The organism is Weizmannia sp. FSL W8-1119, assembly GCF_038008605.1.
In the GTDB taxonomy this organism is placed as follows: Bacteria; Bacillota; Bacilli; order Bacillales; family Bacillaceae_C; genus Weizmannia; species Weizmannia coagulans.
The window spans coordinates 1,392,353-1,414,966 of sequence record NZ_JBBOZL010000001.1 but is presented as its reverse complement, the minus strand read 5'-3'; the positions used below and the strand labels follow the sequence as shown (position 1 = coordinate 1,414,966).

Sequence of the window (22,614 nt, the reverse complement as noted above, 5' to 3'; positions counted from 1 at the left end):
TCACCCTTCTTTCTTTTCAAAAGAGGCATATTTTTGGATTTCTTCAGCCCCTATTTCTGCCAGCTGGTCTAAAAATGCCATTTGAAAACTGCCCGGCAAATCCCCGCCTGTTTTTTCTCTTGCGATTTCCGCAGCAGCGCCGTAAATCGCAAGCGCCGAAACGGATGCCTGAACCGGATCTTCCTCAACAGCGAGAAAGGCGCCGCAAACTGCGGACAAAAGGCAGCCTGTCCCGGTGACTTTTGTTAAAAGCGGGTGGCCGTTATGTACGAGATAGAGTTCGGAACCGTTTGACACCGCATCCGTCTTGCCACTTACCACGACCGTAGTATGAAGCGTTTTTGCCGCTTTTAAAGCGAGTTCGCCCGTATCCAGGCTGGTATCTCCTGCATCGACGCCTTTAACTTTGGCATCTATTCCGACCAGATTGGCGATTTCTCCGGCATTTCCCCTGATGGATGTGAAGCGGATTTCTTTCAGCAATTTTTTTGCCGTTTCTGTCCGGTAACGGGTTGAACCGGCAGCTACCGGATCAAGGACGACCGGAACGCCATTTTCATTTGCAGACTTTCCCGCCAAAATCATGGCTTCGACGGCTTTTTCATTCAAAGTGCCGATATTTAATACGACCGCATTTGCCGCTTTCGCCATATCGGCAACTTCTTCCACCGCATCGGCCATTACCGGAGATGCGCCAAGTGCCAGCAGCCCGTTTGCTGTGAAATTAGCCACCACAATATTCGTGATATTATGGATAAGCGGATTGGCTTCCCTGATTTTTTCAAGCAGTTCAATTGGTTTTTCCTTTTCCATTTTCATTCCCTCCTAATCCATTACAAGTCCGCCGTCAACGACGAGGTTTTGCCCGGTTACCGCCCTGGCCCATGGCGATGCAAAAAACAACACGGCATCCGCAACGTCTTCCGGTTCTGTCACCCTTTGCAGCGGGGTTGTTGCCTGAATCAATTGAAAAACCTCTTCAGATGTGGCCGCACTTGCATCCGTCGTTTTCAGAAGGCCGCCGGATACCATATTAACGGTAATGCCATATTGCCCCAGATCTTTCGCCATGCTCCGGGTGAAGCCGAGGAGCGCAGCCTTGCTCGTATTGTAATCATGGTAGGCGACAACCGGATTTTGAAACAGGTTTGTGCCAATATTGATCACCCTGCCGAAATGCAGCCGTTTCATTCCCGCAAGGCCGGCCTGGATGGTATTTAATGCGCCGCGAACCGCACCTTCCATCTGCAGGCTGTATTCCTCCCACGAAATCCGGGAAGCATCGTGCCGGGATTCCGGATCAAAGCGGAAATGCACAAGGGCATTATTTACAATCGTCGTGACAGGCCTGGAAAAATAAGCTTCGGCCTGCCGGAACATCTTTCTTACCTGGACCGGATCCCTTACATCCGCCTTCAGGGCAACCGCTTTTTCGCCTAAAATATGCTGAAGGTCCTTTGCCTTCCCCTCACTCTCAAAATAGTTGATGACAACGCCCGCCCCCTCTCTTGCAAAAGCTTTTACAAGCGCCTTGCCCAACCCCCTGCTTCCGCCGGTGACGGCAACCACCTGCTCATCGAGTTTCATTTGTCCCACCCCTTTCCATGCAAAAAAGCCAGGCCCGAAAAGACCTGACTTTATCAGCAAGAAATTTTTTACAAATTCCTACTTTCCTACGCCGGTATGATCCGGATCAGGTCCAAAGGGTTGAAAAACGCCGGTTTTTCTCTCAGCCCGCCAGATCCGGGCACCCCTAGTAGTTTGAAAGATTATTTTTTAGCTATTATATCCCTTTCCAACGAAGATGTAAAGTTTACAATCTTTTTAAAAAAACATAACTGACTTTATCATAATCCATTTTTTCTTCATAAAACCGGTGTGCGTCTTTTCTCTGCAGGCCGGATGACAGGGATACAATGCCGTATCCGTTTTCGCCGGCCTGTTTTTCCACATGCGCCAAAAGCCTGGCGCCGTACCCTTTTGATCTGTGCGCTTCATCCGTCACCAGGTCGCATACCCAAATAAACCGCCCGTTGTACAAGGTAATCATCGGCATATAGCCGGTTACCGCCACAATGTTTCCGTCATCTATTACTGCGGCCATCTTGTAATCCGATTTTTCTGCCGCCTCTTCCACCAGCTGGAGATAGTGTTCTTCGTCCAAATGTTTACGCAGCTGTTTCATCACCGGAAACGCTGCTTTCCACTCTTCCCGGTTTGCAAGTTCTTTTATTTCCATCTGTATATCCCTTCTTTGCCTAAATGGTAATGCATAATAATCAATTCGCCTTTTTTTCCAAACATCCTGCCCCCTTCATCCACAAACCCGGCTTGTCTGTACAAATTTTGGGCAGCAACATTTTCCGTATTCACCCCAAGAACCATCTGCTCTATTTCCGGAAAATGGGTACGGACAAAATGGGGCAGCTGTTTTAAACATTGCCTGGCGTATCCTTTTCCCTGCTGGTGGAAATCGGTTGAAAACGTCCGCAGCAATATGGCATGCGGATGACTTGTATATGGCCTGGCGCCATTTTTTTCATGAAGCACAAAAAAGTTTGTGATCATGTTATGGCGGACTGCAACAACAGGGTGCCGTTCCGGATCATCTTTTGCAAGGGCAATGGCTTCATCCGGATGGCCGGTGAAACGGAGCTGATCATCCGTTATTGTATAGTTGTCCAATTGCTGCTTGAAATCATCATTGTAAAAGACCAGTTCCAATTCCATTACCCCTTGCATGTCGTTTCTACCAAATCGAGGGATAACCGTACCATATCCCGGCAGCGAATCCCGTTTTCATATATCGTTTCAGCATAATGCCTGACGAAAAAGCCTCTGTCCACCCCGGAGATCCGGAAACCGCATTTTTGATACAAGGCCAGCTGGCTGATGCTGGAATTGCCGGTGCCTACTTCGATCGTTTTAAATCCTCTTTTTCCTGCCCTCCGGATGGCATCCAGCACAAGCCGTTTTCCAAAGCCTTTCCCTTGATGTTCTTTTGCAACCGCCACATTCGCCAATTCCACGATTCCCGGCCTCGCCGGTAGCAGGATGTAAACGCCGATCACCTTTTCTTCAATTTCCGCCACATAGCATTCTCCGCGGTTGGCATAAGCCATCACCATTTCGCGTGACGGGTCGGCAAGGAGCAGTAAATCCATCGGAAGTTTTTCCTTGCCGCCCAGCCGCCGGATGTTTAACGCATTTTTTGCTTCCAAAACTGCCAGCTCCCCATCCATATTTTGTTAAATTCTAACATATCTTTCTTTATCAGTCTATGATCCTAGGAACATTTCATCAATTCTGCCTTTTATGCAGGAATGCAAACAAAAGTTCCCCTTTTTATGATAAAATAATGGCAGACAGTACTTTTCGGGAATATAGGGAGGCGGAGATTTGGAAACGCTGTTTTTTAAAACTTTTGTTTGGCTTTGTTTTGCCGGTCTCGTGATCTATACTTACCTGTATGGAAAAAATGAAGAAAAGATAGATGCAAAAGTTTTTCTGATCCGGAAAATCTGGTATTTGGTTTATTTATTCGGTGCGCTGGTTTACTGGACGATCCATCCGGCGAGCATTTTCATGAATTTTAAAAACTATGCCATCACCGCGCTTATTTTTGCAGCAATCGACGGTTTTATTTTTTTAAATATGTATTTCCGCAAAGCCGGAAAATATGAATTGGAAAGATTTACGAAAACCGTTTCTGCAAATGAGTCTCTGATCCAGGACAATCTGTTAATGGCTAAAAATATGCTCGACATCTTGAATGATGAGGGCATCGTAGGGTATTATGGTAGTAAAGAAGGATATCTGTTAGGTTTAAAAGAAGTACTGTCATCTTATGCGGAAAAAGCGGATATGAGCGTTAATATTTTGCCGTTTACAACACCGTTAGAGAAAGATCAGGCATTGTATCGTTACAAAAATCCCGGTTCCGTCCGCGCAAAATTGGACAGGCTGGAGACGGTGTATCATGTCGATGGAAACGATGCGCTCCATCCGATTTATCTTTTTCATGATGCATTGTATCTATTAAAAATATCCGGTTCCAGAGCCATTACAGAAATGGATTGTATCCTGTTTGTCATCATGGCCCATGTTTATGATTTTGCGGCTCCGCCGGACGACATGGATTGAAAAACAAGGCGGTGACAAAAATGAAAAAAAACAGCGCGCTCCTGGCACAGAGAAATGAAACCGGAAATATCCGGAGAACTTTCAGAAGAAAATCAAGAGTCCGTGTTCCTTCGGTTGGCACAAGCCCGACGACTTTAAAAATCATGAAAGAAAACGAACAGATCCTGAAAAAGTACGGCAAAAAATCTTCAGGGCAATAACAAACCGGTTATTGCCCTTCATATTTTTTCGCAGCTTTGCATACACTATTGCAGATAATCAGCTGAGGTGATCATGTGAAAAAGTTCCATAAAGAAACAAGCGTTTACTCTCCGCCCCCTTCCGCTTCCCCAATGGAAAAAAACAGAAAAAAACAGACAGCGGAACTCCTCAGCTTTATGGATAAGCTGAAAAATAAGCGGGCAACATGAAATCAGATTAGCACCCGCAGATTTTTTGTTCTTGCAAATGGGATATGTAACATACCTCTCTTACGGCATTGAGCGGACAGTAAGGGTAATGAGAACCGTCAAAACCGCTAAACCGCAAAGCAGGACAGCGGAACCGAGTGCAAGCCGGCTGAAGACCATCACCATTTTTTCTCCGGAACTCAACTTTTTTAAGATCATATATAAAAGCAATCCTGACAAAAAGGCTATTCCCCAGCCCACCATACCGGGAATCGTTGCAAGTTTTTGCCATTTGGCAAGCCATATATACAAAATAGTAGCATCAGCAGCCAGTAAAAATACAGTCAGCACCAATAAGCATTTTTTTAACATCCAGTTGCCCCCTCATCTCCAGCGCTTTTTTATGTCAACTTGGCGATGTACTCCCCATTCGGCTCAAAACAACCGCAGGACGCCATCTTTTCGCGTTTTTCATCATCTTTCTTAATGCGTTGTGATCATGATGACACCCATCACAATACAGAATGCTGAAAGGTACATCAACCAGGTTGACAGGATGGGGACACCCGATAATACATCGAATATTTCAATCAGCACAAATACCTTTTGGGTTTTCGGGGAAAATTTCCGGTAGGCTTTCCATTCTTTTTTAAACTGCAAAATGCCAAACGGAAGAAGAATCACACCGATAACCACAAAAATCACGCCAGCCATTTTCAAAAAAATCATCCCCTGTCTGCAAGCGATACATCTAATATTAACTATTGTGGGCACACATGCAAAATTCCTTCTTGTAAATTGAATATTTTCATTTGTAGCAAAATGATAATCTCCAATATGGCAAAGCAGAGAAGCCGGACATTGATAACCGGATCAAAAGCAGGCAAACCGGTGTTAAGGCTTTTTTCAGTAATACGAAAATAACAATCCCACCAGCGCCACGGTTAAAACCAGGGCATTTATTTTCCTCGGGTATTACAACCATTTTATCACGCGGGATCTGCTCTTGGAAACGAATTCATGTGCCGGGCAGCAACCGCAATCCGGAAAAATAAAATTTTACAATCCTCATTTCCTTTTGATGTATGATATATTTTATTTAAACCCATATTATTTTTACTTTTCAGCAAAATAGAGAAGGAGAATCCGTAATGAAGCCAGCAGACAATTGGAATGCCGAATTGTATGATACCAAACACAAATTTGTATCGGAATACGGAAACACCCTGATCGGGCTGCTCTCTCCGCAACCCAGCGAAAACATTCTCGACCTCGGCTGCGGAACCGGCGATTTATCTTATAAAATCGGGGAAAGCGGCGCACATATTGTTGGCATCGATCAGTCGGAAAATATGATCCGGCAGGCTTCAAGCAAATATCCAGACATCGCTTTTGATGTACAGAATGCGGCAAAACTGCCCTATACGAACCAATTTGATGCTGTTTTTTCAAATGCTGTCCTCCATTGGATCAAGGAACCGGGCGCCGCATTGGAAGGTGTGTTCCGGAGCCTGAAACAAGGCGGCCGATTTGTCGCAGAATTTGGCGGCAAAGGTAATGTAGAATTGATCACGTCTTCGCTCATCCAGCAAATCACAGAAACCGGGTTCGAGTTCTCTCCGGAACAGTTTCCCTGGTACTATCCCAGCATTGGCGAGTATACCGCTTTGATGGAAAAAGCCGGATTTTATGTTACGTTCGCTATGCATTTTGACCGGCCGACACCGTTGGAGAGAGAAGACGGCCTGAAAAACTGGATCCGAATGTTTTGTACGCAGTTGCTGGAAGGCATCCCGGAACAGGAAACAGAAATGATCATTGCGAATACAGAAAAACAACTGAAAGGCAGTTTGTGGAAAAACGGGCACTGGATCGCAGACTATAAACGCATCCGGGTGATTGGAATCAAACCATCTGCACTTACATGGGGAGGAAAGATGAGCAAGTACCATGAATCGCAAAAGCCGGAAGATCAATAACAGATGGTCGAAAATAGAGACAAAATTATTCTCGCCTATTGAGGATTACGTCAAAATACAAAGCGGCGGATTATGGTACAAAAAAACTTTCAATTAGGCGGCGCGCCCAAAGGGATTACTGGGTGGGTATCCGGCTTGGCTTTATCATCATCCCTGCAATAATTTCTATTATCAACGCCATTTTTCAAAATGAAGAAGGAACCGGATCAGAAATGGATCCGGTTGGGTTTGTCCAAAATGCCAGACGTTTATTTTGTTTAATCCAAAAGGTTTCCAAATAACCCCTGCTGGCAGATTGCAGTCTCCGGTTGATCTCTTCCTTCCCCTTTTCTCACGCCCGGCCTCTGGCCATGAGAAATCAGGGCATTTTTCCGCCGGAAGTGGGACTGCTTGATCTTTGGCAACAATATTTTAAACCTTTATCTGATTTTTATAAAATGCTAAAATAATAGAAAAGGGACAAAGTAATTTTAGAAATTCAGCCCCGATGATCCATTGAACACTTCCCCAATACGGCTGTCCTTCCTGTAAGTCAAGATGATCACCAGGCACCCCCTTCGATTTTTTAAAACAGTTGAGAGGAGTTTGAAAGATGACAACGTATAAATTAGGTGTATTATATGGCGACGGGATCGGGCCTGAGATTGTAAGCGCTACTGTTAAAGTGTTGAAAGCTGCAGCTTCAAAAGCAGCAAACGGAACCGAATTTGTTTTCATAGAGCTTCCAATGGGCTGGGAAGGAATTAAAAAATACAATGATCCTATGCCGGACGTGACAAAACAAGGGCTGAAAGAAACCGATGGCTGGTTGATGGGGCCGCATGATTCCTCCGCATATCCGGATGAACACCGTTTATTCAAAAGAAATCCAAGCGGCGAGTTACGGCATTGCTTTGATTTATTTGCCAATATTCGCCCAAGTCGGACTTTTCCCGGGACAAAAAGTGTCGCCGGGTTTAGCGACCTGATAATTTTACGCGAAAACTCCGAAGGCTTTTTATCCGATCGGAATATGTACATCGGTACCGGAGAGTGTATGGTTACACCGGATGTAGCACTTGTAACCGGCGTTTTTACCAGAAAATCAATTGAAAGAATTGCCCATGAAGCATTTAAGCTGGCTATGTCCCGGAGAAAGAAGGTCACGATTGTCCACAAAGCCAATGTCATTAGATTGGCATTCGGGTTATTCCGCGATATTTGCTATGAAACCGGCAAAAAATATTATCCTGAAGTCAAAGTGGAAGATGTCCTTATTGATGCAATGGCAGCACGCCTCGTGCGCAGGGCCGGTGACTTTGATGTCATTGTGACAGAAAACTTATTCGGTGATATCTTGTCGGACCTGGCCGGTGAATTGGCGGGAAGCTTGGGATTATCCCCTTCCTTAAACACAAACGGGAAACAGGCAATGGCCCAGGCGGCACACGGTTCAGCACCGGACATTGCCGGACAGGATCTTGCAAATCCAACAAGCATGCTGCTGTCAGCTGTCATGCTGTTGCAATGGTTAAGTGCACATCACCGCGATCCCCGCCTGAATGAAATTGCGAAAAAAATGGAAGATGCATGTTTGGGTACCATTGCAGATGGGACCGTTACCCATGATTTGGGGGGCTCTGCTTCCACAACAGCTTTTACAGATGCTGTGATCAAAAAAATTTACCAGCTCTCATGATTTGTGCGAATTGCCTAAAGACTGTTGAACGGGCATTTTTACAGCTTTCCGAGATCCCGCGGACGGCGGATGATTCCGCAATTTCCCGCCGCCTTGAATGGCACAAATCGCTCCTGTGCCCCATCTCTTATGTTTATAACATGGAAATGTTGCATATTATTAAACAATATAAAGGATTTCCTGTCTTTCTGGAAGAATAGAATACGATGAAGATATGCATGGGAGCTGGTCAAATGAGCAAAGGGATAAAAACCTTGTTAAAATCATTCATATTTGCCATTCTGCTTGTTGCGGTCATCAGGGGATTTTTCATTGCCCCTTATATGGTTGAAGGGGAATCAATGGAGCCGACACTTCATAACCACGATAAAATTCTCGTTTATAAAGTCCATTCTGCTGCCGATTACCAAAGAGGCGATATCATCATCATCAAGGGAGAAACGGAAAACTATGTAAAGCGGATTATCGGCCTTCCCGGAGATACCATTCTAGTCAAAAATGACCATCTCTACATTAATGGGAAGTTGCACAAAGAGCCTTACCTTGCAAAAAACCTGAAAGCAGCACGTAAAAAAGGCAGCAAGTTGACGAATAACTTCGGGCCTCTCACCGTACCAAGAAATAAATATTTCGTAATGGGCGATAACCGGATGTACAGCGAAGACAGCAGAAACGGGCTCGGCCTTATTCCGAAGAAAGAACTGGCGGGAAAAACCGAAGCGGTATTTTACCCGCTCTCGCAAATCCGGGAAGTCCGTTAACTATTCTTGCGGGCAGAGCCGGTATCTATTAATAAAAAGCAGGGGGGGAATTTCCTTGAAACACGCTTTAGTGGCAGGCAGAACCGGCATGCTTCCCGCTTTACATCAATGAATTTCAAATTTCTTCCCCTAATGCTTTTAAAATATTGCTCCAATCAACAAGAAAATAATGCTTGCTAATAAGAAAGCTGAAGGAACACCTATTAAGCCTCTATTTAGATATAACTTAAATCCATCATACTTTGTATTAAACGATAATCTGGGGATATAATACGAAATCAAGATAATCACTGATACCACAATAAAGATAGCTGTAATACTGTCCATCGTTTTCATCACCTCTTCATAAGATTATCGTGCCCATTAATTTCCATTTTTTCTATCCTGAAAAATTGCACCGGCTGATTTTCATTCGTCTGCTGGTGCCGCGTTCACTGCGGCATGGGTGTCTAAATCCAAATAGTTTGCCACTCTTTATATTTGCACTCAGAAGAGCAAATATGGCTCCTAATATGGTTTCTGCTACAGTCCAGGCAATGACTGGACTTAACGCTACAGGTGGTGCCTTGATACCTCGTTTCATTGCCGGTAAAAATCTATAGGGATTGAGGCATTTTGCCCATGATTTCTTCAGCTTCTTTTATGACATGGTCAATCAATGCTTTTGCCGTTTGATGTTTTGCGAGCCGCGGGCTTTGGCCGGACCAAAGTGACATAAACTCACGGTTGTTCTGCTTTCCGGCAGCCTTTCTGATATCCTGTGTGAGCGCATTTTGCACGGGATAATCCGGAAAAAGCGCTTCATGCGGCTTCATTTCCGAGATAAACGCATTTTTTACGCCTCTTGCCCATTTTCCGGAAAATGACCGGGTGAGGACAAGCTCATCTTCTTTCGCATGGAGAACGGCTTCCTTATGGGCCTGATGTGCGCCGCTTTCCTTACAGGCCAGGAAGGCGGTTCCCATTTGCACGCCTTTCGCCCCCAAGCAAAGCGCTGCTGCAAGCCCCCTGCCATCCATCACGCCGCCTGCCGCAATGACGGGAATCCGGACATTGTCGGCAACCTGGGGAACCAGTGACATCAGGCCAATCATGCTTTCCTCATGGTCTTTCAAAAAGTTTCCCCGGTGGCCCCCCGCTTCACTGCCTTGCGCAACCACCATGTCCATCCCGGCCTGCTCCACTTCAACCGCTTCATCGACGGTTGTTGCCGTTCCAATAAGGAGGATCCCGTTTTGTTTCAGCCTTTCGATCACTTTCCCGGAAGGTATTCCAAAAGTGAATGAACAAACAGGCACTTTCTCTTCGATGGCCACTTGCACCTGTGCCAAAAATTGATCTTGTACGCTATATAAATCAGGAACTTCTATTTCCGCTTTTGCCTCTATTTTTAACTGTTTGCGGACCCGATTTAAAATGTCATTTGCGGCTGTTATTTTTTCATTTGCCGCTTCAAACCCGCCGGGAACAAAAAAATTGATGCCAAAAGGGTTTCCGGTTAACTGTTTGATTTCCCGGATTTGTTCTTTTGTTTGAGCAGCGGTTAAGTACCCCGCCCCGATCATGCCCAGCCCGCCGGCGTTTGACACCGCAGCCACCAACTCTGGTGTTGTGATGCCCCCTGCCATCGGAGCCTGAATCAACGGGTACCGTGTTTTCAGCCGTTTGGCCAAATCGTTTTTCAACATCCAAATTCCTCCCTTTTGCCTTTCCCCCATTGTAACAGGTTTCCATATTGTTTTAAACGTTTTCAAAATAACGAAAACATTATTTGGAGGAGGCAACCGTTCCTTGGTGAAAAACCATTTTCCAGCTCCTGTCCGTATATTTCCAAATGGAACTGCGCAAGGTTTGCTGCTTTCTTGTTCGGTCGTCCACCCTGCAGGTTGCAAGGACCACGCCATCAGCCAATGGATGCATTTCAAAATCTGTAAGCGCCATCTCCCTCACCCCAATGCCGCCCGGTCCGGTATATTTCCGTTTATGCCAGATGTTTCCCGATGAGCCGAATTCAAAAAAAGATTCCGCCAGCAATGCGCCCAATTTTGCCGGATCCGAACGTGTCGAAGGTTCAAGCAGCGATTTTTCCAATTGGAGGATATGTTCTTTAAGTGAGAAGATTTTGCATCCTTTCTTCTTTAAGATTTGTTTACTATGCTACATAAAGCGAACGAAATTTTGCCATTCTGTTGCCTGTCCAAATGAATGATGTGATTTTTATTAGTTTTAAAGCAGAGCTTTTCAAAATATGGGCAGAAAAAAACTTTTCCGTATCAATATGTTGTATTTACGTTGTTTTTCTGTTATAATTTTATAAGTGTAAAGCCCGAGTCCCGCAAAAAATTCCTGCGCACGACGGATAACATGAAACTGCCCGCTGCAATATTTTTACTACTAACTGCATCTTCAACTACTAACAAACTTTCCGAACGAAGCATATGTTTTAAAAAAAGAACAATGGGTAAACAAAGAAGAGGTGATAACATATGAGAAACAGAATTTTCAACTTCATTATTGACGGACGATTGATTACGGTAAAAGGAAAGTCCGTTAAAGAAGCAAAGCGCCATGCACAACAAATTGCGCGAAGTATGAAAGCGGAAGAAAACATGGGCAACCAGTCAGCCATCTGATTGGCTGCCTTTTCCATTTTTCCGGGTAAACAGGCATCTCAGCGGTAAAGAAATGTTTAGTTTTTTATAACATTATTATGTAAACTAGTTCCCGTTTTTTGGAGCGTGGCTGTCCCGTTCTTTTGAAAAATGGCGTGTATTCCACACGCCATTTTTTTAGTGCCGGTTTGTCGGCAGCTTTTCACTCGGGCTTCCGTTCCCCTGCCGTTTTTTATTTTGTTCCTGCTTCTTTTGCTGTTCATTCAGCTTCTGCACATATTCATTCGTGTTGTCCATGTTTATACCTCCTTCCGTCCTTGTTACTTTAACCAAGACCCGGGCAGGCATGCACGCATTTTGGATTTCCAGACGGATTTGCTTTCATGATTGCGCAATTTTACAGTGATATTGCCAATTTCTCATTTCACCATTTTGCACGTTTTTTTACTTGCTCTTCCATTCTAAAAATTCGAGCCGGTTTCCGAATGGATCAGTTGCGTAAATACGCGCTGCTCCTGGAAGCTTGCCGTCTTCTGCCCACTTAACTTGATAGCGGGCAAACCTGTCTTTCAAGCTTTCGAGATTTCTGACTTCAAATGCAGGATGCGCTTTTTTGGCGGGTAAAAAAGGTTCTTCAATGCCGATATGGATTTGTATTTTTCCGTTTTGAAACCAGCAGCCGCCGCGTTTTTTCAATTCTGCCGGTTTTCAAACTTCCGTAAATCCGAGGATTTCCGCGTAAAACTTTTTGGCTGTCTGTTCACTGCCACGTGGAGCAGCAAGCTGGACATGGTCGATTGCGATAAAATGAAATGCCACCCTCATCCCTCCTCCCCTTAATCTTACATTCCTTCTTTTATCATTATAAATAATGGCTTTTTCATCTTAATTGATATGTTTTACTTATGAGTTAGCACGCCCCGGCATGCTTTTTTCATGAGCCTGCCAGAAAAAAAGCACACGGGGGGGTAACCCGCCGTGCGCTTTGTAAAAAATGATTTATTTTGCAGCGACTGTCACTTTACCGGTGTCTTCTTTTTTGTTCCGGATGGTGGCCTGTGCAGCGGCGAGCCTTGCGAGCGGTACGCGGTAAGGCGAGCAGCTGACGTAGTTCAGGCCCGTTTTGTAGCAGAATTCGATCGAGCTTTTTTCACCGCCGTGTTCGCCGCAAATGCCGGTTTTCAAGCCCGGTTTTGTCTGGCGGCCGAGTTTGACGCCGGTTTCGACAAGTTTGCCGACGCCTTCCTGGTCAAGGACGGCAAACGGATTTTCCGGCAGCACTTTTTGCTCGATATACTGCTGCAAAAATTTTCCTTCCGCATCGTCGCGGCTGAAGCCGAATGTCGTTTGCGTTAAGTCATTCGTGCCAAACGAGAAGAAATCGGCTTCTTCTGCAATTTGGTCTGCGGTAAGGGCGGCGCGCGGTATTTCGATCATCGTGCCGACTGTATAATCGAATTTCAAGCCCTTTTCCTCCATGACCTGATTCGCCATATCCGTCACGAGCGCGCGCATCCGTTTCAGCTCATTCACATGGCCGACAAGCGGAATCATAATTTCCGGCTGGACTTTTATTCCCTTTTGCAGGACGGCAGCGGCAGCGTAAAAAATTGCTTTGACCTGCATTTCGTAGATTTCAGGGAAAATCATGCCGAGCCGGCAGCCGCGGTGGCCGAGCATCGGATTGAATTCAGCAAGATGCTGGACTTTTTTCAGCAAGTATTCTTTTTCTTCCAGTTCTTTTGAGCCTGGTGCCGTAAGCTGCAGTTTTGTTACTTCTACTAGCAGTTCTTCCTTATCCGGCAAAAATTCGTGCATTGGCGGATCGAGCAGGCGGATCGTCACCGGATGGCCGGCCATTTCCTCAAAGATGCCTTCAAAATCGCCCTGCTGCATCGGAAGCAGTTTATCCAAAGCTTTTTCGCGCTCTTCCAAAGTCTCGGCGAGGATCATTTCCTGAACGATCGGCACGCGCTTAATGTCCATAAACATATGCTCCGTCCGGCAAAGGCCGATGCCGTCTGCACCGAATTCGAGCGATTTTTTCGCGTCCGCCGGGTTGTCGGCATTGGCGCGCACGCCGAGATCGCGCACCTCATCCGCCCATTCAAGCAGCGTTTTGAATTCGCCGGAAAGCTCAGGGTCGATCATCGGGACTTCGCCGAGCATCACTTCACCTGTCGAACCGTCGATCGTGATGACATCCCCGTAACGGACAACCGTATCGCCGACCGTAAATTGTTCCGCTTTCAAATCAATTTTCAAAGATTCGCAGCCGCAGATGCATGCTTTCCCCATCCCGCGCGCGACAACCGCCGCATGGCTCGTCATCCCGCCGCGGCTTGTCACAACCGCCTGGGATGCAATAATGCCGTGAATATCATCCGGTGTCGTTTCGGGGCGGACTAAAATCACTTTTTTCCCTTCCTTGCCGAGCCGTTCCGCTTCATCAGCATCAAATACAACGGCGCCGGTTGCAGCTCCCGGGGATGCCGGCAGCCCTTTTGCAAGATGGTTTTTGGCCGCGACATCATCAATACGGCGGTGCAGGAGCTGATTCAACTGTTCCGGATCAACCCTTAAAAGCGCTGTCTTTTTATCGAGAATGCCTTCTTTCACCATTTCAACGGCTATGCGGATTGCAGCCTGCGCCGTCCGTTTGCCGTTCCGGGTTTGCAAAAGGTACAGTTTGCCGCGTTCCACCGTAAATTCAATGTCCTGCATGTCTTTGTAGTGTTCTTCCAGTAATTTGCTTGTTTTTACAAACTGGCGGTACACTTCCGGCATGTCTTTTGCCAGCACCTGGATCGGCTGCGGGGTGCGGATGCCGGCGACGACATCCTCGCCTTGGGCATTGATTAAATATTCGCCGTACAGCACGCGTTCGCCTGTTGACGGGTTCCGTGTAAAAGCGACGCCGGTTCCGGAATCATCCCCCATATTTCCGAATACCATGCTTTGGATATTGACGGCGGTCCCGAGATGGTCCGGAATTTTATTCAGGCGGCGGTATACAATGGCACGCTGGTTATTCCACGAATCGAAAACGGCATTTACGGCAAGGTACAGTTGCGTTTTCGGGTCTTGCGGGAAATCCTGTTTCGTATGTTTTTTAACGATTTTTTTATAGCCGGCTATGATGTCTTTCCAGTCTTCCGCAGTCATTTCCGGATCAGCTGTATACCCTTTTTGTTCCCGGGTTTGTTCAAGCAAGTGTTCGAAATGGTATACATCAATGCCGAGCACCACGTCAGAAAACATTTGGATAAACCGGCGGTACGAATCGTAAGCAAAGCGCGGATTGCCGGTCAGTCCTGCGACAGCTTCCACGGTCTCGTCGTTCATGCCGAGGTTCAGTACCGTATCCATCATCCCTGGCATCGAAAACACAGAGCCGGAGCGGACGGAGACGAGCAGCGGGTTCTCCTTGCCGCCCAGTTTTTTGCCGGTTTTTTCTTCCAGTGTCAAAAGCGCTTCTTCAATTTGCGTTTCGACTGTGCTCGAAATTTTTTTGCCGTTTGCATAATAGTCATTGCATGCCTCGGTTGTAATTGTGAAACCGAACGGCACCGGCAGGCCGATGTTTGTCATTTCCGCTAGATTGGCCCCTTTGCCGCCGAGCAGGTCGCGCATATGGCTGTTGCCTTCGTTGAACAAGTAGACAAATTTTGTCATTTGAGCAGCTCCTCCCTGTTTTTGAACATTTCAATAATAAGGCTTGCTGTTTCCTCCACCGCTTTATTCGAAACATCAATGACCGGGCATCTGAGTCTCCGCATGATGTTCTCCGCGTAAACGAGTTCTTCATAAATCCGTTCAAAGCTCGCATAATTGGCGTCCGATTTTAAACCCATTGCCCTGATCCGTTCTTTCCGGATTTCATTCAGTTTCTCGGGCGAAATCATCAGCCCGATGCACTTTTCCCGCGGGATGGAAAACAATTCATCAGGCGGCGCGATTTCCGGCACGATCGGGACATTCGCCACTTTAAAGCTGTGGTGCGCCAAATACATGGACAACGGCGTTTTCGACGTCCGGGAGACGCCGAGCAGGACAATGTCCGCTTTTTTCAGCCCGGTTGGATCGCGCCCGTCATCATATTTCACGGCAAATTCAATGGCTTCGATTTTTTTAAAGTATTCCTGATCCAGCTTGCGCATTAATTTCGGGCGATGGTACGGCTCCTTGTGAAACTTTTTCATAAAAGCTTCCATCAACGGATTCATCAGGTCGACCGCAATAACCCCCTCTTCGCCGGCGCGGCGGTCAATGTATGCTTTCAAAGGGGTAACGACAATCGTGTAAGCAATGATGGCATTTTGTTTTTTTGCCGCCTCAATTACCGGTTCGATATCGTCTGTTTCTTCCACATGCGGGTGCCGCCTGATTTCAATGTGGCCGCCGTTAAACTGCGCAGCAACCGCTTTTACAACAAATTCAGCCGTTTCTCCGACCGAGTCCGAGATGATATGCACTATTTCTTTTTGTTCCATGTATCGTTCCCATCCTTTTCGAACCGGAAAATGGCTCCGTATGTATGTGGTTTCTTTTCACTGCCCCTCCCGTATGCCACCAGTATATGCACTGTTTGACAAATGTGTTATACTTTTCGTTCATTAGTATAACACATTTAAAAGGATACGTGAACCATTTTACCGGTTTTTTTAAAAATTTTTATTATCATTCAAACGGGCAGCTGCTGTGCGCCGTTTCCCGGATCATCACCGTCCCGAGCACGCCAAAAAGCGAAAAGAACGCCGGGATTAAAAAGCCGTAATGGTAACCGGCCGCATCAGCAGCATTGAAATGGTCCAGCACTTTCCCAAACAAGCTCGGCAAGAGCACCGCGCTTAAAAAGCCGCCGGTATTGGCAAATCCGGAAACCGATCCGACTTCCCTCACGTCAAAGGAGTGGCGGACTTTCGCATGCGCATGTGCTCCCCCTTCCCGTTTTTGCGGCAGCCGGATAAGCACGGCATTACAGCATCACCGTACTTGCAAGCAGCAGGATGCCGGTTACAAAAAACGGCAGGCGCCATCCTGAAGCTGATATTCAGGCTGTCAGCGGAACGGTTGCGAGCAAAGAACCCACGCTTCCGCCCATGCCGGCATAACCGATCAGCCCGACAAACTCTTTCGCATAAAACCACTGGCTTAAGATCAGGACAAGATTAATCAAATGGCCGCATCCCCCATGCCGGCGAGCACCCGGGATATGAGCAGGCACGCTTCATTCGGCGAGATGCTGTATAAGAACGTGCCGATGCCGCTAAATAAAGTGCCTGTAACCAGAAAAATATTCGGCCCGAACCGGTCGGAAAACATCCCAATCGGAATTTGCAGCCCCGCATAAGCGAGAAACTGCACACCTGTCAACAAACCGATGACGGACGCTGTCAAATGAAACTCGCTCATCAGTTTATCCGGAATCAAGCCCGGTGCCGTTCGCTGGCTGACAATCACCATATAGGAAAACAGCACCGCGAAAAAAACAATCCATCTGTACTTGCTTTTTTGTCTGTCCAATCTGCTCTACCCCTGTTTTATTTGTAATTTATTACTATTATAATCTATTTTTGCGCAAAAACATTTTCAATTTTCAAATCCGCATAAAAAAACTCCCAGCGCGGGAGTTTTTTTATGCATTTGCCGGCTGCCATTTGGCACGGACCAGGATCCATTTGCCGTCTTCAAAATACCATGTTGCCTTGACATCGCCCAGTTTATCTGCATGATAGGCGCCGCTTATTTGCTGGTAACCTTCGAGCCCGCATCCTTTTTTGCCTTTTATTTTCACCGGTTTGTAAACCGCCACCGGATCGATCATCAGTTCAAACGGCTCATTGAGCATTCCATCCTTTTGGTAAATGCCGAGCCGGATATAATCTTTTTTCCGTTTTCTTAAATCAATCAGGAATGTTTCGTTCGTATTTTCAATGTTAAGCCTTGCCGACAGGGCATTTTCAAATTTGCCGCTAAGCTTTAACACGGGCGGCATCGGCAAATATTTTAAAATGCCGCCTTTCAGCGTATCGAGGCGGTACTGGTTTATGCCCCCGCTTCCGCCGCTATTGCTTGATCCGAGCATGTCCTTTACACCGTCATGGTTGAGGTCTTTGAACCGGATTTCCGGTTCATACCCGGGCTCATACGGCAGTTTATATTTCTTTCCTTCCGACGCGGCAATCCGCGCCCAAATCTTTTTCATATACGGGCTGCCAGCAGCAAACGGGATGCCTTCCAGTATAATCGCATCCTTTTTTCCGTCCCCGGTTACATCCGCCTCATACCGGTGAATCACCATTTTGCCGGCTTTCGTCTTCCCGCCCGCGTCCGCGATCACAACCGTGCCGGCTGCCATAAACCATAATGCGAGCAGTGCAAGCATGTATTCTTTTTTCATCTTCTCACCCCGCATCCGTTTTCCTTTAGGATACGCCGCAAGAATAGAATTATGTAAAACTTGCCTGAAGATGGAAAAAGTGTTTGCCGAAAACGGCAAACACTTTTTTCAATCGTTTTCTTCCGCGGCAGCCTCTTCCGGTTCCTGCTTCCATACTTCTGCCACTGTCCCGTTTTCTTCTTCATCAATGGCAAATGAGCCATTTGAATAACGGTCATGGTCGCGCAAGTCATGGAGTGGAATGTCTTCCTGATGCCCTTTTTCCGTTACGACCGAGACGGTTTCCCCATTGCCTGCAATCACGGCCCCGGCGATCCGGTGCGGATGGGCTTTTAATTCGCGCAGCATGAGGACGCCGCGTTTGGCCCGGCTTGTTTTGTCAAATTCGGACACTTTCATCTTCTTGACGGCGCCTCTTTGGGTCGCAATGAAAACTTTATCTTTTTCCGGATCTTCAATGATTTTCCCGCTAACGAGCCGGTCGCCTTCTTTCAGGTTCATGCCTTTTACCCCTGCTGCCCGCTGGCCGACAACGCTGATTTCCGCTTCATCAAACCGGAGCCCGTAACCGAGGCGGGAAGCGAGGAAGACTTCTTTCGAGCCGTCTGTCAGGTGGACATCGACCACTTCATCATCGCCCTTTAAGTTTATTGCGACAAGGGCTTTCGAATAGCGCTGTGCCTGGTACTGCTGCAATTCCGTTTTCTTCGCCATGCCGTTTTTCGTAAAAAACAAAATAAACTGCGGCTGGTTGAAATCTTCAATCGGGAGCACTTTGATGATGCTTTCATCGCGCTCAAGCGCCACAAGATTGGAAACATGCTGCCCGAGATCTTTCCAGCGGATATCCGGCAGTTCATGGACCGGCAAATAGATATAGCTCCCTTTATTTGTGAAAAGCAGCACCGTCTGGACGGTATTGAGCTGCCGTTTAAAGAGCAGGCGGTCGCTGTCTTTAATAGCAAGGTCCCGGCCGTTTGAAGCGGTGTAAGAACGGATGCTTGTCCGTTTAATATAACCATCTTTCGTAATGGTGACCATCACATCTTCATTCGGGATCATTGCTTCCAGATTGATTTTTAGTTCCTGTATTTCCGCTTCAATCGTTGTCCTTCTGTTATCGGCGTATTTTTTCCGGATTTCTCTCAGTTCTTTTTTGATTACCGTGAACAGTTTTTTCTCGCTGGATAAAATCGCGAGATAGGTCTCAATTTTTTTCTCAAGGTCTTCCGCTTCATTCTGCAGCGTCGTAATATCCGTATTGGTCAGGCGGTAGAGCTGCAGCGTGACGATCGCTTCAGCCTGGGGCTCGGTAAAATCAAACTTTGCGATTAAGTTCGCTTTGGCATCTTTTTTATCTTTGGATGCCCGAATCGCCGCAATGACTTTATCGAGAATGGAAAGTGCCTTCATCAGGCCGTCGACAATATGCTTGCGGTCACGTGCTTTTTTGAGATCGAATGCCGTCCTTCTTGTGACCACTTCTTTCTGGTGTTCAATATAAGCATCAAGCAATTCGCGGAGTCCCATCAGCTGCGGGCGGCGGTTATGGATGGCCACCATATTGAAATTGTAGGAAACCTGGAGATCGGTGTTTTTAAATAAATAATTCAGGACGCTGTCTGCATCCGCATCTTTTTTCAGTTCGATCACAATCCGGAGCCCGGTCCGGTCGGTTTCATCACGGACTTCGGAAATGCCTTCCACTTTCCGGTCAATCCGGAGCTCGTCGATTTTTTTGACAAGATTGGCTTTATTGACTTCATAAGGAATCTCTGCGATGACAATCTGCTTCCGCCCGCCGCGGATCTCTTCAATCGATGTCCTGCCTCTTACGACCATTTTGCCTTTGCCAGTTTCATATGCTTTTTTAATCCCGTCAATTCCCTGGACAATGCCGCCTGTTGGAAAATCAGGGCCTTTTATGACCGCCATCAGGTCGTCCACCGTGCAATCCGGGTTTTCCATCCGCATGATGGCCCCGTCAATGATCTCCCCGAGGTGGTGCGGCGGAATTTCGGTTGCATATCCGGCCGAGATGCCGGTCGAGCCGTTCACCAGCAGGTTGGGAAACCGGGCGGGCAGCACAACCGGCTCATTTGCGGTATCATCGAAATTCGGGATAAATTTAACCGTTTCTTTATCAATATCATGAAGGAGTTCGGATGCAATCGGGGCGAGCCTTGCTTCCGTATACCGCATGGCCGCGGCCGGGTCGCCGTCAATGCTCCCGTTATTGCCGTGCATCTCGATGAGCACATTTCGCAGCTTCCAGTCCTGGCTCATCCGCACCATCGCTTCATAAACGGAAGAATCCCCGTGCGGATGGTAGTTGCCGATGACGTTGCCGACCGTTTTTGCCGATTTCCGGAAATGCTTGTCAGCGGTGTTCCCCTCTACATGCATCGCATACAGAATCCGCCGCTGCACCGGCTTCAGGCCGTCCCGCGCATCCGGAAGGGCACGATCCTGGATAATATATTTGCTGTACCGGCCGAAGCGGTCGCCCAGCACCTCTTCCAAAGGCAAATCTTGAAAACGTTCAGCCGTCTTCATCCGTTCATGTCCCCTTCCTCAATCATCAAATTCTCATTGTCTAAAATATTGGTATCGTCTTCAAGCCCGAATTCCACATGATTTTCAATCCATTGCCGGCGCGGTTCGACCTTATCGCCCATGAGCGTGGTCACCCGCCGTTCGGCACGGGCCGCATCATCAATGCGGACACGGATCAAAGTCCGCGTTTCCGGATTCATCGTCGTTTCCCAAAGCTGGTCGGCATTCATTTCGCCGAGCCCTTTGTAACGCTGCAGGATATAGCCGCGTCCGACTTTTTTGATCGTTTCATCCAATTCTTTTTCGGTCCACGCATATTCCACGATTTCTTTCCTGCCGGTGCCTTTGCTGACTTTATAAAGCGGCGGCAGCGCGATGTAAACTTTTCCCGCTTCGATCAAAGGCCGCATATAGCGGTAAAAGAACGTGAGAAGCAGCACCTGGATGTGGGCACCGTCCGTGTCGGCATCGGTCATGATAATGACTTTGTCGTAATTGACGTCTTCCAAATTGAATTCAGGGCCGACACCGGCACCGATCGTATAAATAATGGTATTGATTTCTTCATTTTTAAAAATATCCGCAAGCTTTGCTTTTTCCGTGTTGATGACTTTTCCGCGCAGCGGCAAAACAGCCTGGAATTTCCGGTCGCGCCCCTGTTTCGCAGAACCGCCCGCCGAATCCCCTTCAACCAGATACAATTCATTCCGCTGCGGATTGCGGCTTTGCGCCGGCGTCAGCTTTCCGGATAAAGTCGTTTCCGATTTCTTCCGTTTTTTGCCGCTTCTGGCTTCTTCCCGCGCTTTCCTCGCTGCTTCCCTTGCCTGCGACGCCTTGATGGCTTTCCGGATCAAAAGATTGCTCGTATCCGGGTTTTCTTCAAGAAAATAAGACAGGTGCTCCGAAACAATCGTATCAACTGCAGAGCGGGCTTCGCTTGTGCCAAGTTTTCCTTTCGTCTGCCCTTCAAATTGGAGCAGCTCTTCCGGAATGCGGACGGAAATAATGGCGGACAGCCCTTCGCGGATATCCGTCCCTTCGAGGTTTTTATCTTTTTCTTTTAACAGTCCGGTTTTTCTTGCATAATCGTTCACGACGCGCGTCAAGGCCGTTTTTGCCCCAGCCTCGTGCGTGCCGCCGTCTTTCGTGCGCACGTTGTTCACGAAGGATAAAATGTTTTCCGAAAAGCCGTCGTTAAACTGAAAGGCAAATTCCGCTTCGATTCCGTTTGTTTCCCCTTCGATAAACACAACCGGATGGAGCACTTCTTTTCCTTCGTTCAAGTACTGGACAAAGGCTTCAATGCCGTTTTCGTAGTGGAACAGATCATGCCGCCCGAAACGTTCATCGGTGATTTCAATTTTTAACCCTTTTAAAAGAAAGGCCGATTCGCGCAACCGTTCGCATAATGTATCGTAATTAAAAGTGATGGTGCTGAAAATGGACGGGTCGGGTTTAAAGTGTATCGTTGTGCCGGTCTTATTGGTTTTCCCGGTTTTCTCAAGCGTTGTTTCCGGTTTGCCGCCGTCACGGAAACGCTGTTCATACACATAACCGTCGCGGTGTATCGTAACAACCAGCCATTCCGACAGGGCATTCACGACAGACGCGCCGACACCGTGCAGGCCGCCGCTCGTTTTATAGCCGCCCTGCCCGAATTTTCCGCCGGCGTGCAAAATCGTCAAGATCACTTCTGTCGTCGGTTTGCCGAGCTTGTGCATCCCGACCGGCATGCCACGCCCAAAATCCTGGACGCTGATGCTGTTATCTTTGTGAATGTTGACGATGATATGGTTTCCGTACCCAGACAGCGCCTCATCCACCGCATTGTCGACGATTTCATAGACAAGATGGTGCAAACCGCGCGCATCGGTCGACCCGATGTACATGCCCGGTCTTTTCCTTACTGCCTCCAGCCCTTCCAGCACCTGGATCGCATCATCGTTATATTCCAATATATTTTGTTTCTTCGCCACATCTATTCCCCTTTCAATTGCAAAGCACGTGCATCCGCCGTTCATAGGAACAAATATTCGTTCTCATTATAACATCATTTGCCGTTTTTATCATACTCATTTTATCGATAAAACGGA

Annotated in this window: 22 protein-coding genes, 2 pseudogenes and 1 riboswitch; of the genes and pseudogenes, 6 read left to right on the top strand and 18 right to left on the bottom strand. The window is 47.2% G+C overall.

Features of this window, described 5'->3' with window-relative positions; translation table 11 throughout:
• From thiM to NSQ19_RS06775, 5 genes are all read right to left on the bottom strand, one after another.
• The gene (gene thiM / locus NSQ19_RS06795; RefSeq protein ID WP_237349281.1) at window positions 1–813 is read right to left on the bottom strand and encodes a hydroxyethylthiazole kinase; all 813 of its coding nucleotides are present in this window, start codon (window positions 811–813) and stop codon (window positions 1–3) included.
• A 12-nt stretch (window positions 814–825) separates the two neighbouring features.
• Window positions 826–1,587, bottom strand: a complete 762-nt coding sequence (locus NSQ19_RS06790) for a 3-oxoacyl-ACP reductase (RefSeq protein WP_061566653.1) — start codon at window positions 1,585–1,587, stop codon at window positions 826–828.
• Between the two features lie 66 nt (window positions 1,588–1,653).
• Window positions 1,654–1,765: riboswitch (TPP riboswitch) on the bottom strand.
• Between the two features lie 48 nt (window positions 1,766–1,813).
• Window positions 1,814–2,239 carry a GNAT family N-acetyltransferase gene (locus NSQ19_RS06785; RefSeq protein WP_013859333.1) on the bottom strand — a complete coding sequence of 142 codons (426 nt, stop codon included), beginning with the start codon at window positions 2,237–2,239 and terminating at the stop codon, window positions 1,814–1,816.
• Window positions 2,230–2,730, bottom strand: a complete 501-nt coding sequence (locus NSQ19_RS06780; RefSeq protein ID WP_340702611.1) for a GNAT family N-acetyltransferase — start codon at window positions 2,728–2,730, stop codon at window positions 2,230–2,232. Before NSQ19_RS06780 ends, NSQ19_RS06785 begins: the two co-directional genes overlap by 10 nt.
• Complete coding sequence (locus NSQ19_RS06775; protein ID WP_013859331.1) at window positions 2,730–3,242, bottom strand: GNAT family N-acetyltransferase; 513 nt, start codon at window positions 3,240–3,242, stop codon at window positions 2,730–2,732. The genes NSQ19_RS06780 and NSQ19_RS06775 overlap by 1 nt, the downstream gene beginning before the upstream one ends.
• A 157-nt stretch (window positions 3,243–3,399) precedes the next feature.
• Between NSQ19_RS06775 and NSQ19_RS06770 the strand changes: the two genes are divergently transcribed.
• Entirely contained in the window at window positions 3,400–4,143 is a 744-nt protein-coding gene (locus NSQ19_RS06770) for a type II toxin-antitoxin system SpoIISA family toxin (protein WP_340702610.1), read from the top strand.
• 20 nt (window positions 4,144–4,163) lie between these two features.
• Window positions 4,164–4,343 (top strand): hypothetical protein, encoded by a 180-nt coding sequence (locus NSQ19_RS06765; protein ID WP_029141588.1) that lies wholly within the window; start codon window positions 4,164–4,166, stop codon window positions 4,341–4,343.
• Between the two features lie 270 nt (window positions 4,344–4,613).
• Here NSQ19_RS06765 and NSQ19_RS06760 read toward each other — a convergent pair whose 3' ends face one another.
• On the bottom strand, window positions 4,614–4,904 hold the full coding sequence (locus NSQ19_RS06760) for a hypothetical protein (protein ID WP_014098333.1): 291 nt from the start codon (window positions 4,902–4,904) through the stop codon (window positions 4,614–4,616).
• A 111-nt stretch (window positions 4,905–5,015) separates the two neighbouring features.
• Window positions 5,016–5,246 carry a hypothetical protein gene (locus tag NSQ19_RS06755; RefSeq protein WP_035184928.1) on the bottom strand — a complete coding sequence of 77 codons (231 nt, stop codon included), beginning with the start codon at window positions 5,244–5,246 and terminating at the stop codon, window positions 5,016–5,018.
• 437 nt (window positions 5,247–5,683) lie between these two features.
• On the opposite strand from NSQ19_RS06755, the gene NSQ19_RS06750 reads away from it, so the two are divergent.
• The 3 genes from NSQ19_RS06750 (at window position 5,684) to lepB (ending at window position 8,950) form a co-directional block, all read left to right on the top strand.
• Window positions 5,684–6,511 carry a class I SAM-dependent methyltransferase gene (locus NSQ19_RS06750; RefSeq protein WP_340702609.1) on the top strand — a complete coding sequence of 276 codons (828 nt, stop codon included), beginning with the start codon at window positions 5,684–5,686 and terminating at the stop codon, window positions 6,509–6,511.
• A 592-nt stretch (window positions 6,512–7,103) separates the two neighbouring features.
• Window positions 7,104–8,189 (top strand): isocitrate/isopropylmalate dehydrogenase family protein, encoded by a 1,086-nt coding sequence (locus NSQ19_RS06745; protein WP_014098336.1) that lies wholly within the window; start codon window positions 7,104–7,106, stop codon window positions 8,187–8,189.
• A gap of 233 nt (window positions 8,190–8,422) precedes the next feature.
• Window positions 8,423–8,950 carry a signal peptidase I gene (gene lepB, locus NSQ19_RS06740; protein WP_340702608.1) on the top strand — a complete coding sequence of 176 codons (528 nt, stop codon included), beginning with the start codon at window positions 8,423–8,425 and terminating at the stop codon, window positions 8,948–8,950.
• Between the two features lie 138 nt (window positions 8,951–9,088).
• On the opposite strand, the gene NSQ19_RS06735 is transcribed toward lepB, so the two are convergent.
• The 3 genes from NSQ19_RS06735 to NSQ19_RS06725 form a co-directional block, all read right to left on the bottom strand.
• Window positions 9,089–9,277: a hypothetical protein gene (locus NSQ19_RS06735; protein WP_340702607.1), complete on the bottom strand. Its 189-nt coding sequence runs from the start codon at window positions 9,275–9,277 to the stop codon at window positions 9,089–9,091.
• A gap of 269 nt (window positions 9,278–9,546) precedes the next feature.
• The gene (locus NSQ19_RS06730) at window positions 9,547–10,638 is read right to left on the bottom strand and encodes an NAD(P)H-dependent flavin oxidoreductase (protein ID WP_061566842.1); all 1,092 of its coding nucleotides are present in this window, start codon (window positions 10,636–10,638) and stop codon (window positions 9,547–9,549) included.
• Between the two features lie 79 nt (window positions 10,639–10,717).
• Complete coding sequence (locus NSQ19_RS06725) at window positions 10,718–11,041, bottom strand: nuclear transport factor 2 family protein (RefSeq protein WP_340702606.1); 324 nt, start codon at window positions 11,039–11,041, stop codon at window positions 10,718–10,720.
• Between the two features lie 395 nt (window positions 11,042–11,436).
• On the opposite strand from NSQ19_RS06725, the gene NSQ19_RS06720 reads away from it, so the two are divergent.
• The gene (locus tag NSQ19_RS06720) at window positions 11,437–11,583 is read left to right on the top strand and encodes a hypothetical protein (RefSeq protein ID WP_013859324.1); all 147 of its coding nucleotides are present in this window, start codon (window positions 11,437–11,439) and stop codon (window positions 11,581–11,583) included.
• Window positions 11,584–11,739: 156 nt separating this feature from the next.
• Here NSQ19_RS06720 and NSQ19_RS06715 read toward each other — a convergent pair whose 3' ends face one another.
• The 8 genes and pseudogenes from NSQ19_RS06715 to parE all read right to left on the bottom strand — a co-directional run bounded on the left by NSQ19_RS06715 (window position 11,740) and on the right by parE (window position 22,497).
• Window positions 11,740–11,859 (bottom strand): DUF4023 family protein, encoded by a 120-nt coding sequence (locus NSQ19_RS06715; protein ID WP_029141592.1) that lies wholly within the window; start codon window positions 11,857–11,859, stop codon window positions 11,740–11,742.
• Window positions 11,860–12,006: 147 nt separating this feature from the next.
• Window positions 12,007–12,381: pseudogene (locus NSQ19_RS06710) on the bottom strand (VOC family protein).
• A gap of 180 nt (window positions 12,382–12,561) precedes the next feature.
• Window positions 12,562–15,237 (bottom strand): pyruvate, phosphate dikinase, encoded by a 2,676-nt coding sequence (ppdK, locus tag NSQ19_RS06705; RefSeq protein ID WP_340702605.1) that lies wholly within the window; start codon window positions 15,235–15,237, stop codon window positions 12,562–12,564.
• The gene (locus NSQ19_RS06700; protein ID WP_013859320.1) at window positions 15,234–16,055 is read right to left on the bottom strand and encodes a pyruvate, water dikinase regulatory protein; all 822 of its coding nucleotides are present in this window, start codon (window positions 16,053–16,055) and stop codon (window positions 15,234–15,236) included. Before NSQ19_RS06700 ends, ppdK begins: the two co-directional genes overlap by 4 nt.
• Before the next feature lie 187 nt (window positions 16,056–16,242).
• Window positions 16,243–17,088 (bottom strand): annotated as a pseudogene (locus tag NSQ19_RS06695) (MFS transporter).
• A gap of 112 nt (window positions 17,089–17,200) precedes the next feature.
• Complete coding sequence (locus NSQ19_RS06690; RefSeq protein ID WP_195850344.1) at window positions 17,201–18,064, bottom strand: hypothetical protein; 864 nt, start codon at window positions 18,062–18,064, stop codon at window positions 17,201–17,203.
• Window positions 18,065–18,073: 9 nt separating this feature from the next.
• Window positions 18,074–20,521 carry a DNA topoisomerase IV subunit A gene (gene parC / locus NSQ19_RS06685; protein WP_013859317.1) on the bottom strand — a complete coding sequence of 816 codons (2,448 nt, stop codon included), beginning with the start codon at window positions 20,519–20,521 and terminating at the stop codon, window positions 18,074–18,076.
• Entirely contained in the window at window positions 20,518–22,497 is a 1,980-nt protein-coding gene (gene parE, locus NSQ19_RS06680; protein ID WP_026104551.1) for a DNA topoisomerase IV subunit B, read from the bottom strand. Before parE ends, parC begins: the two co-directional genes overlap by 4 nt.
• Window positions 22,498–22,614: the final 117 nt, after the last annotated feature.

Excerpts from the sequence above, each read along its gene's own strand:
- thiM (WP_237349281.1), bottom strand. The coding sequence starts at position 813 with ATGGAAAAGGAAAAACCAATTGAACTGCTTGAAAAAATCAGGGAAGCC.
- NSQ19_RS06790 (WP_061566653.1), bottom strand. The coding sequence starts at position 1,587 with ATGAAACTCGATGAGCAGGTGGTTGCCGTCACCGGCGGAAGCAGGGGG.
- NSQ19_RS06785 (WP_013859333.1), bottom strand. The coding sequence starts at position 2,239 with ATGGAAATAAAAGAACTTGCAAACCGGGAAGAGTGGAAAGCAGCGTTT.
- NSQ19_RS06780 (WP_340702611.1), bottom strand. The coding sequence starts at position 2,730 with ATGGAATTGGAACTGGTCTTTTACAATGATGATTTCAAGCAGCAATTG.
- NSQ19_RS06775 (WP_013859331.1), bottom strand. The coding sequence starts at position 3,242 with ATGGATGGGGAGCTGGCAGTTTTGGAAGCAAAAAATGCGTTAAACATC.
- NSQ19_RS06765 (WP_029141588.1), top strand. The coding sequence starts at position 4,164 with ATGAAAAAAAACAGCGCGCTCCTGGCACAGAGAAATGAAACCGGAAAT.
- NSQ19_RS06760 (WP_014098333.1), bottom strand. The coding sequence starts at position 4,904 with ATGTTAAAAAAATGCTTATTGGTGCTGACTGTATTTTTACTGGCTGCT.
- NSQ19_RS06755 (WP_035184928.1), bottom strand. The coding sequence starts at position 5,246 with ATGGCTGGCGTGATTTTTGTGGTTATCGGTGTGATTCTTCTTCCGTTT.
- NSQ19_RS06750 (WP_340702609.1), top strand. The coding sequence starts at position 5,684 with ATGAAGCCAGCAGACAATTGGAATGCCGAATTGTATGATACCAAACAC.
- NSQ19_RS06745 (WP_014098336.1), top strand. The coding sequence starts at position 7,104 with ATGACAACGTATAAATTAGGTGTATTATATGGCGACGGGATCGGGCCT.
- lepB (WP_340702608.1), top strand. The coding sequence starts at position 8,423 with ATGAGCAAAGGGATAAAAACCTTGTTAAAATCATTCATATTTGCCATT.
- NSQ19_RS06735 (WP_340702607.1), bottom strand. The coding sequence starts at position 9,277 with ATGGACAGTATTACAGCTATCTTTATTGTGGTATCAGTGATTATCTTG.
- NSQ19_RS06730 (WP_061566842.1), bottom strand. The coding sequence starts at position 10,638 with ATGTTGAAAAACGATTTGGCCAAACGGCTGAAAACACGGTACCCGTTG.
- NSQ19_RS06720 (WP_013859324.1), top strand. The coding sequence starts at position 11,437 with ATGAGAAACAGAATTTTCAACTTCATTATTGACGGACGATTGATTACG.
- NSQ19_RS06715 (WP_029141592.1), bottom strand. The coding sequence starts at position 11,859 with ATGGACAACACGAATGAATATGTGCAGAAGCTGAATGAACAGCAAAAG.
- ppdK (WP_340702605.1), bottom strand. The coding sequence starts at position 15,237 with ATGACAAAATTTGTCTACTTGTTCAACGAAGGCAACAGCCATATGCGC.
- NSQ19_RS06700 (WP_013859320.1), bottom strand. The coding sequence starts at position 16,055 with ATGGAACAAAAAGAAATAGTGCATATCATCTCGGACTCGGTCGGAGAA.
- parC (WP_013859317.1), bottom strand. The coding sequence starts at position 20,521 with ATGAAGACGGCTGAACGTTTTCAAGATTTGCCTTTGGAAGAGGTGCTG.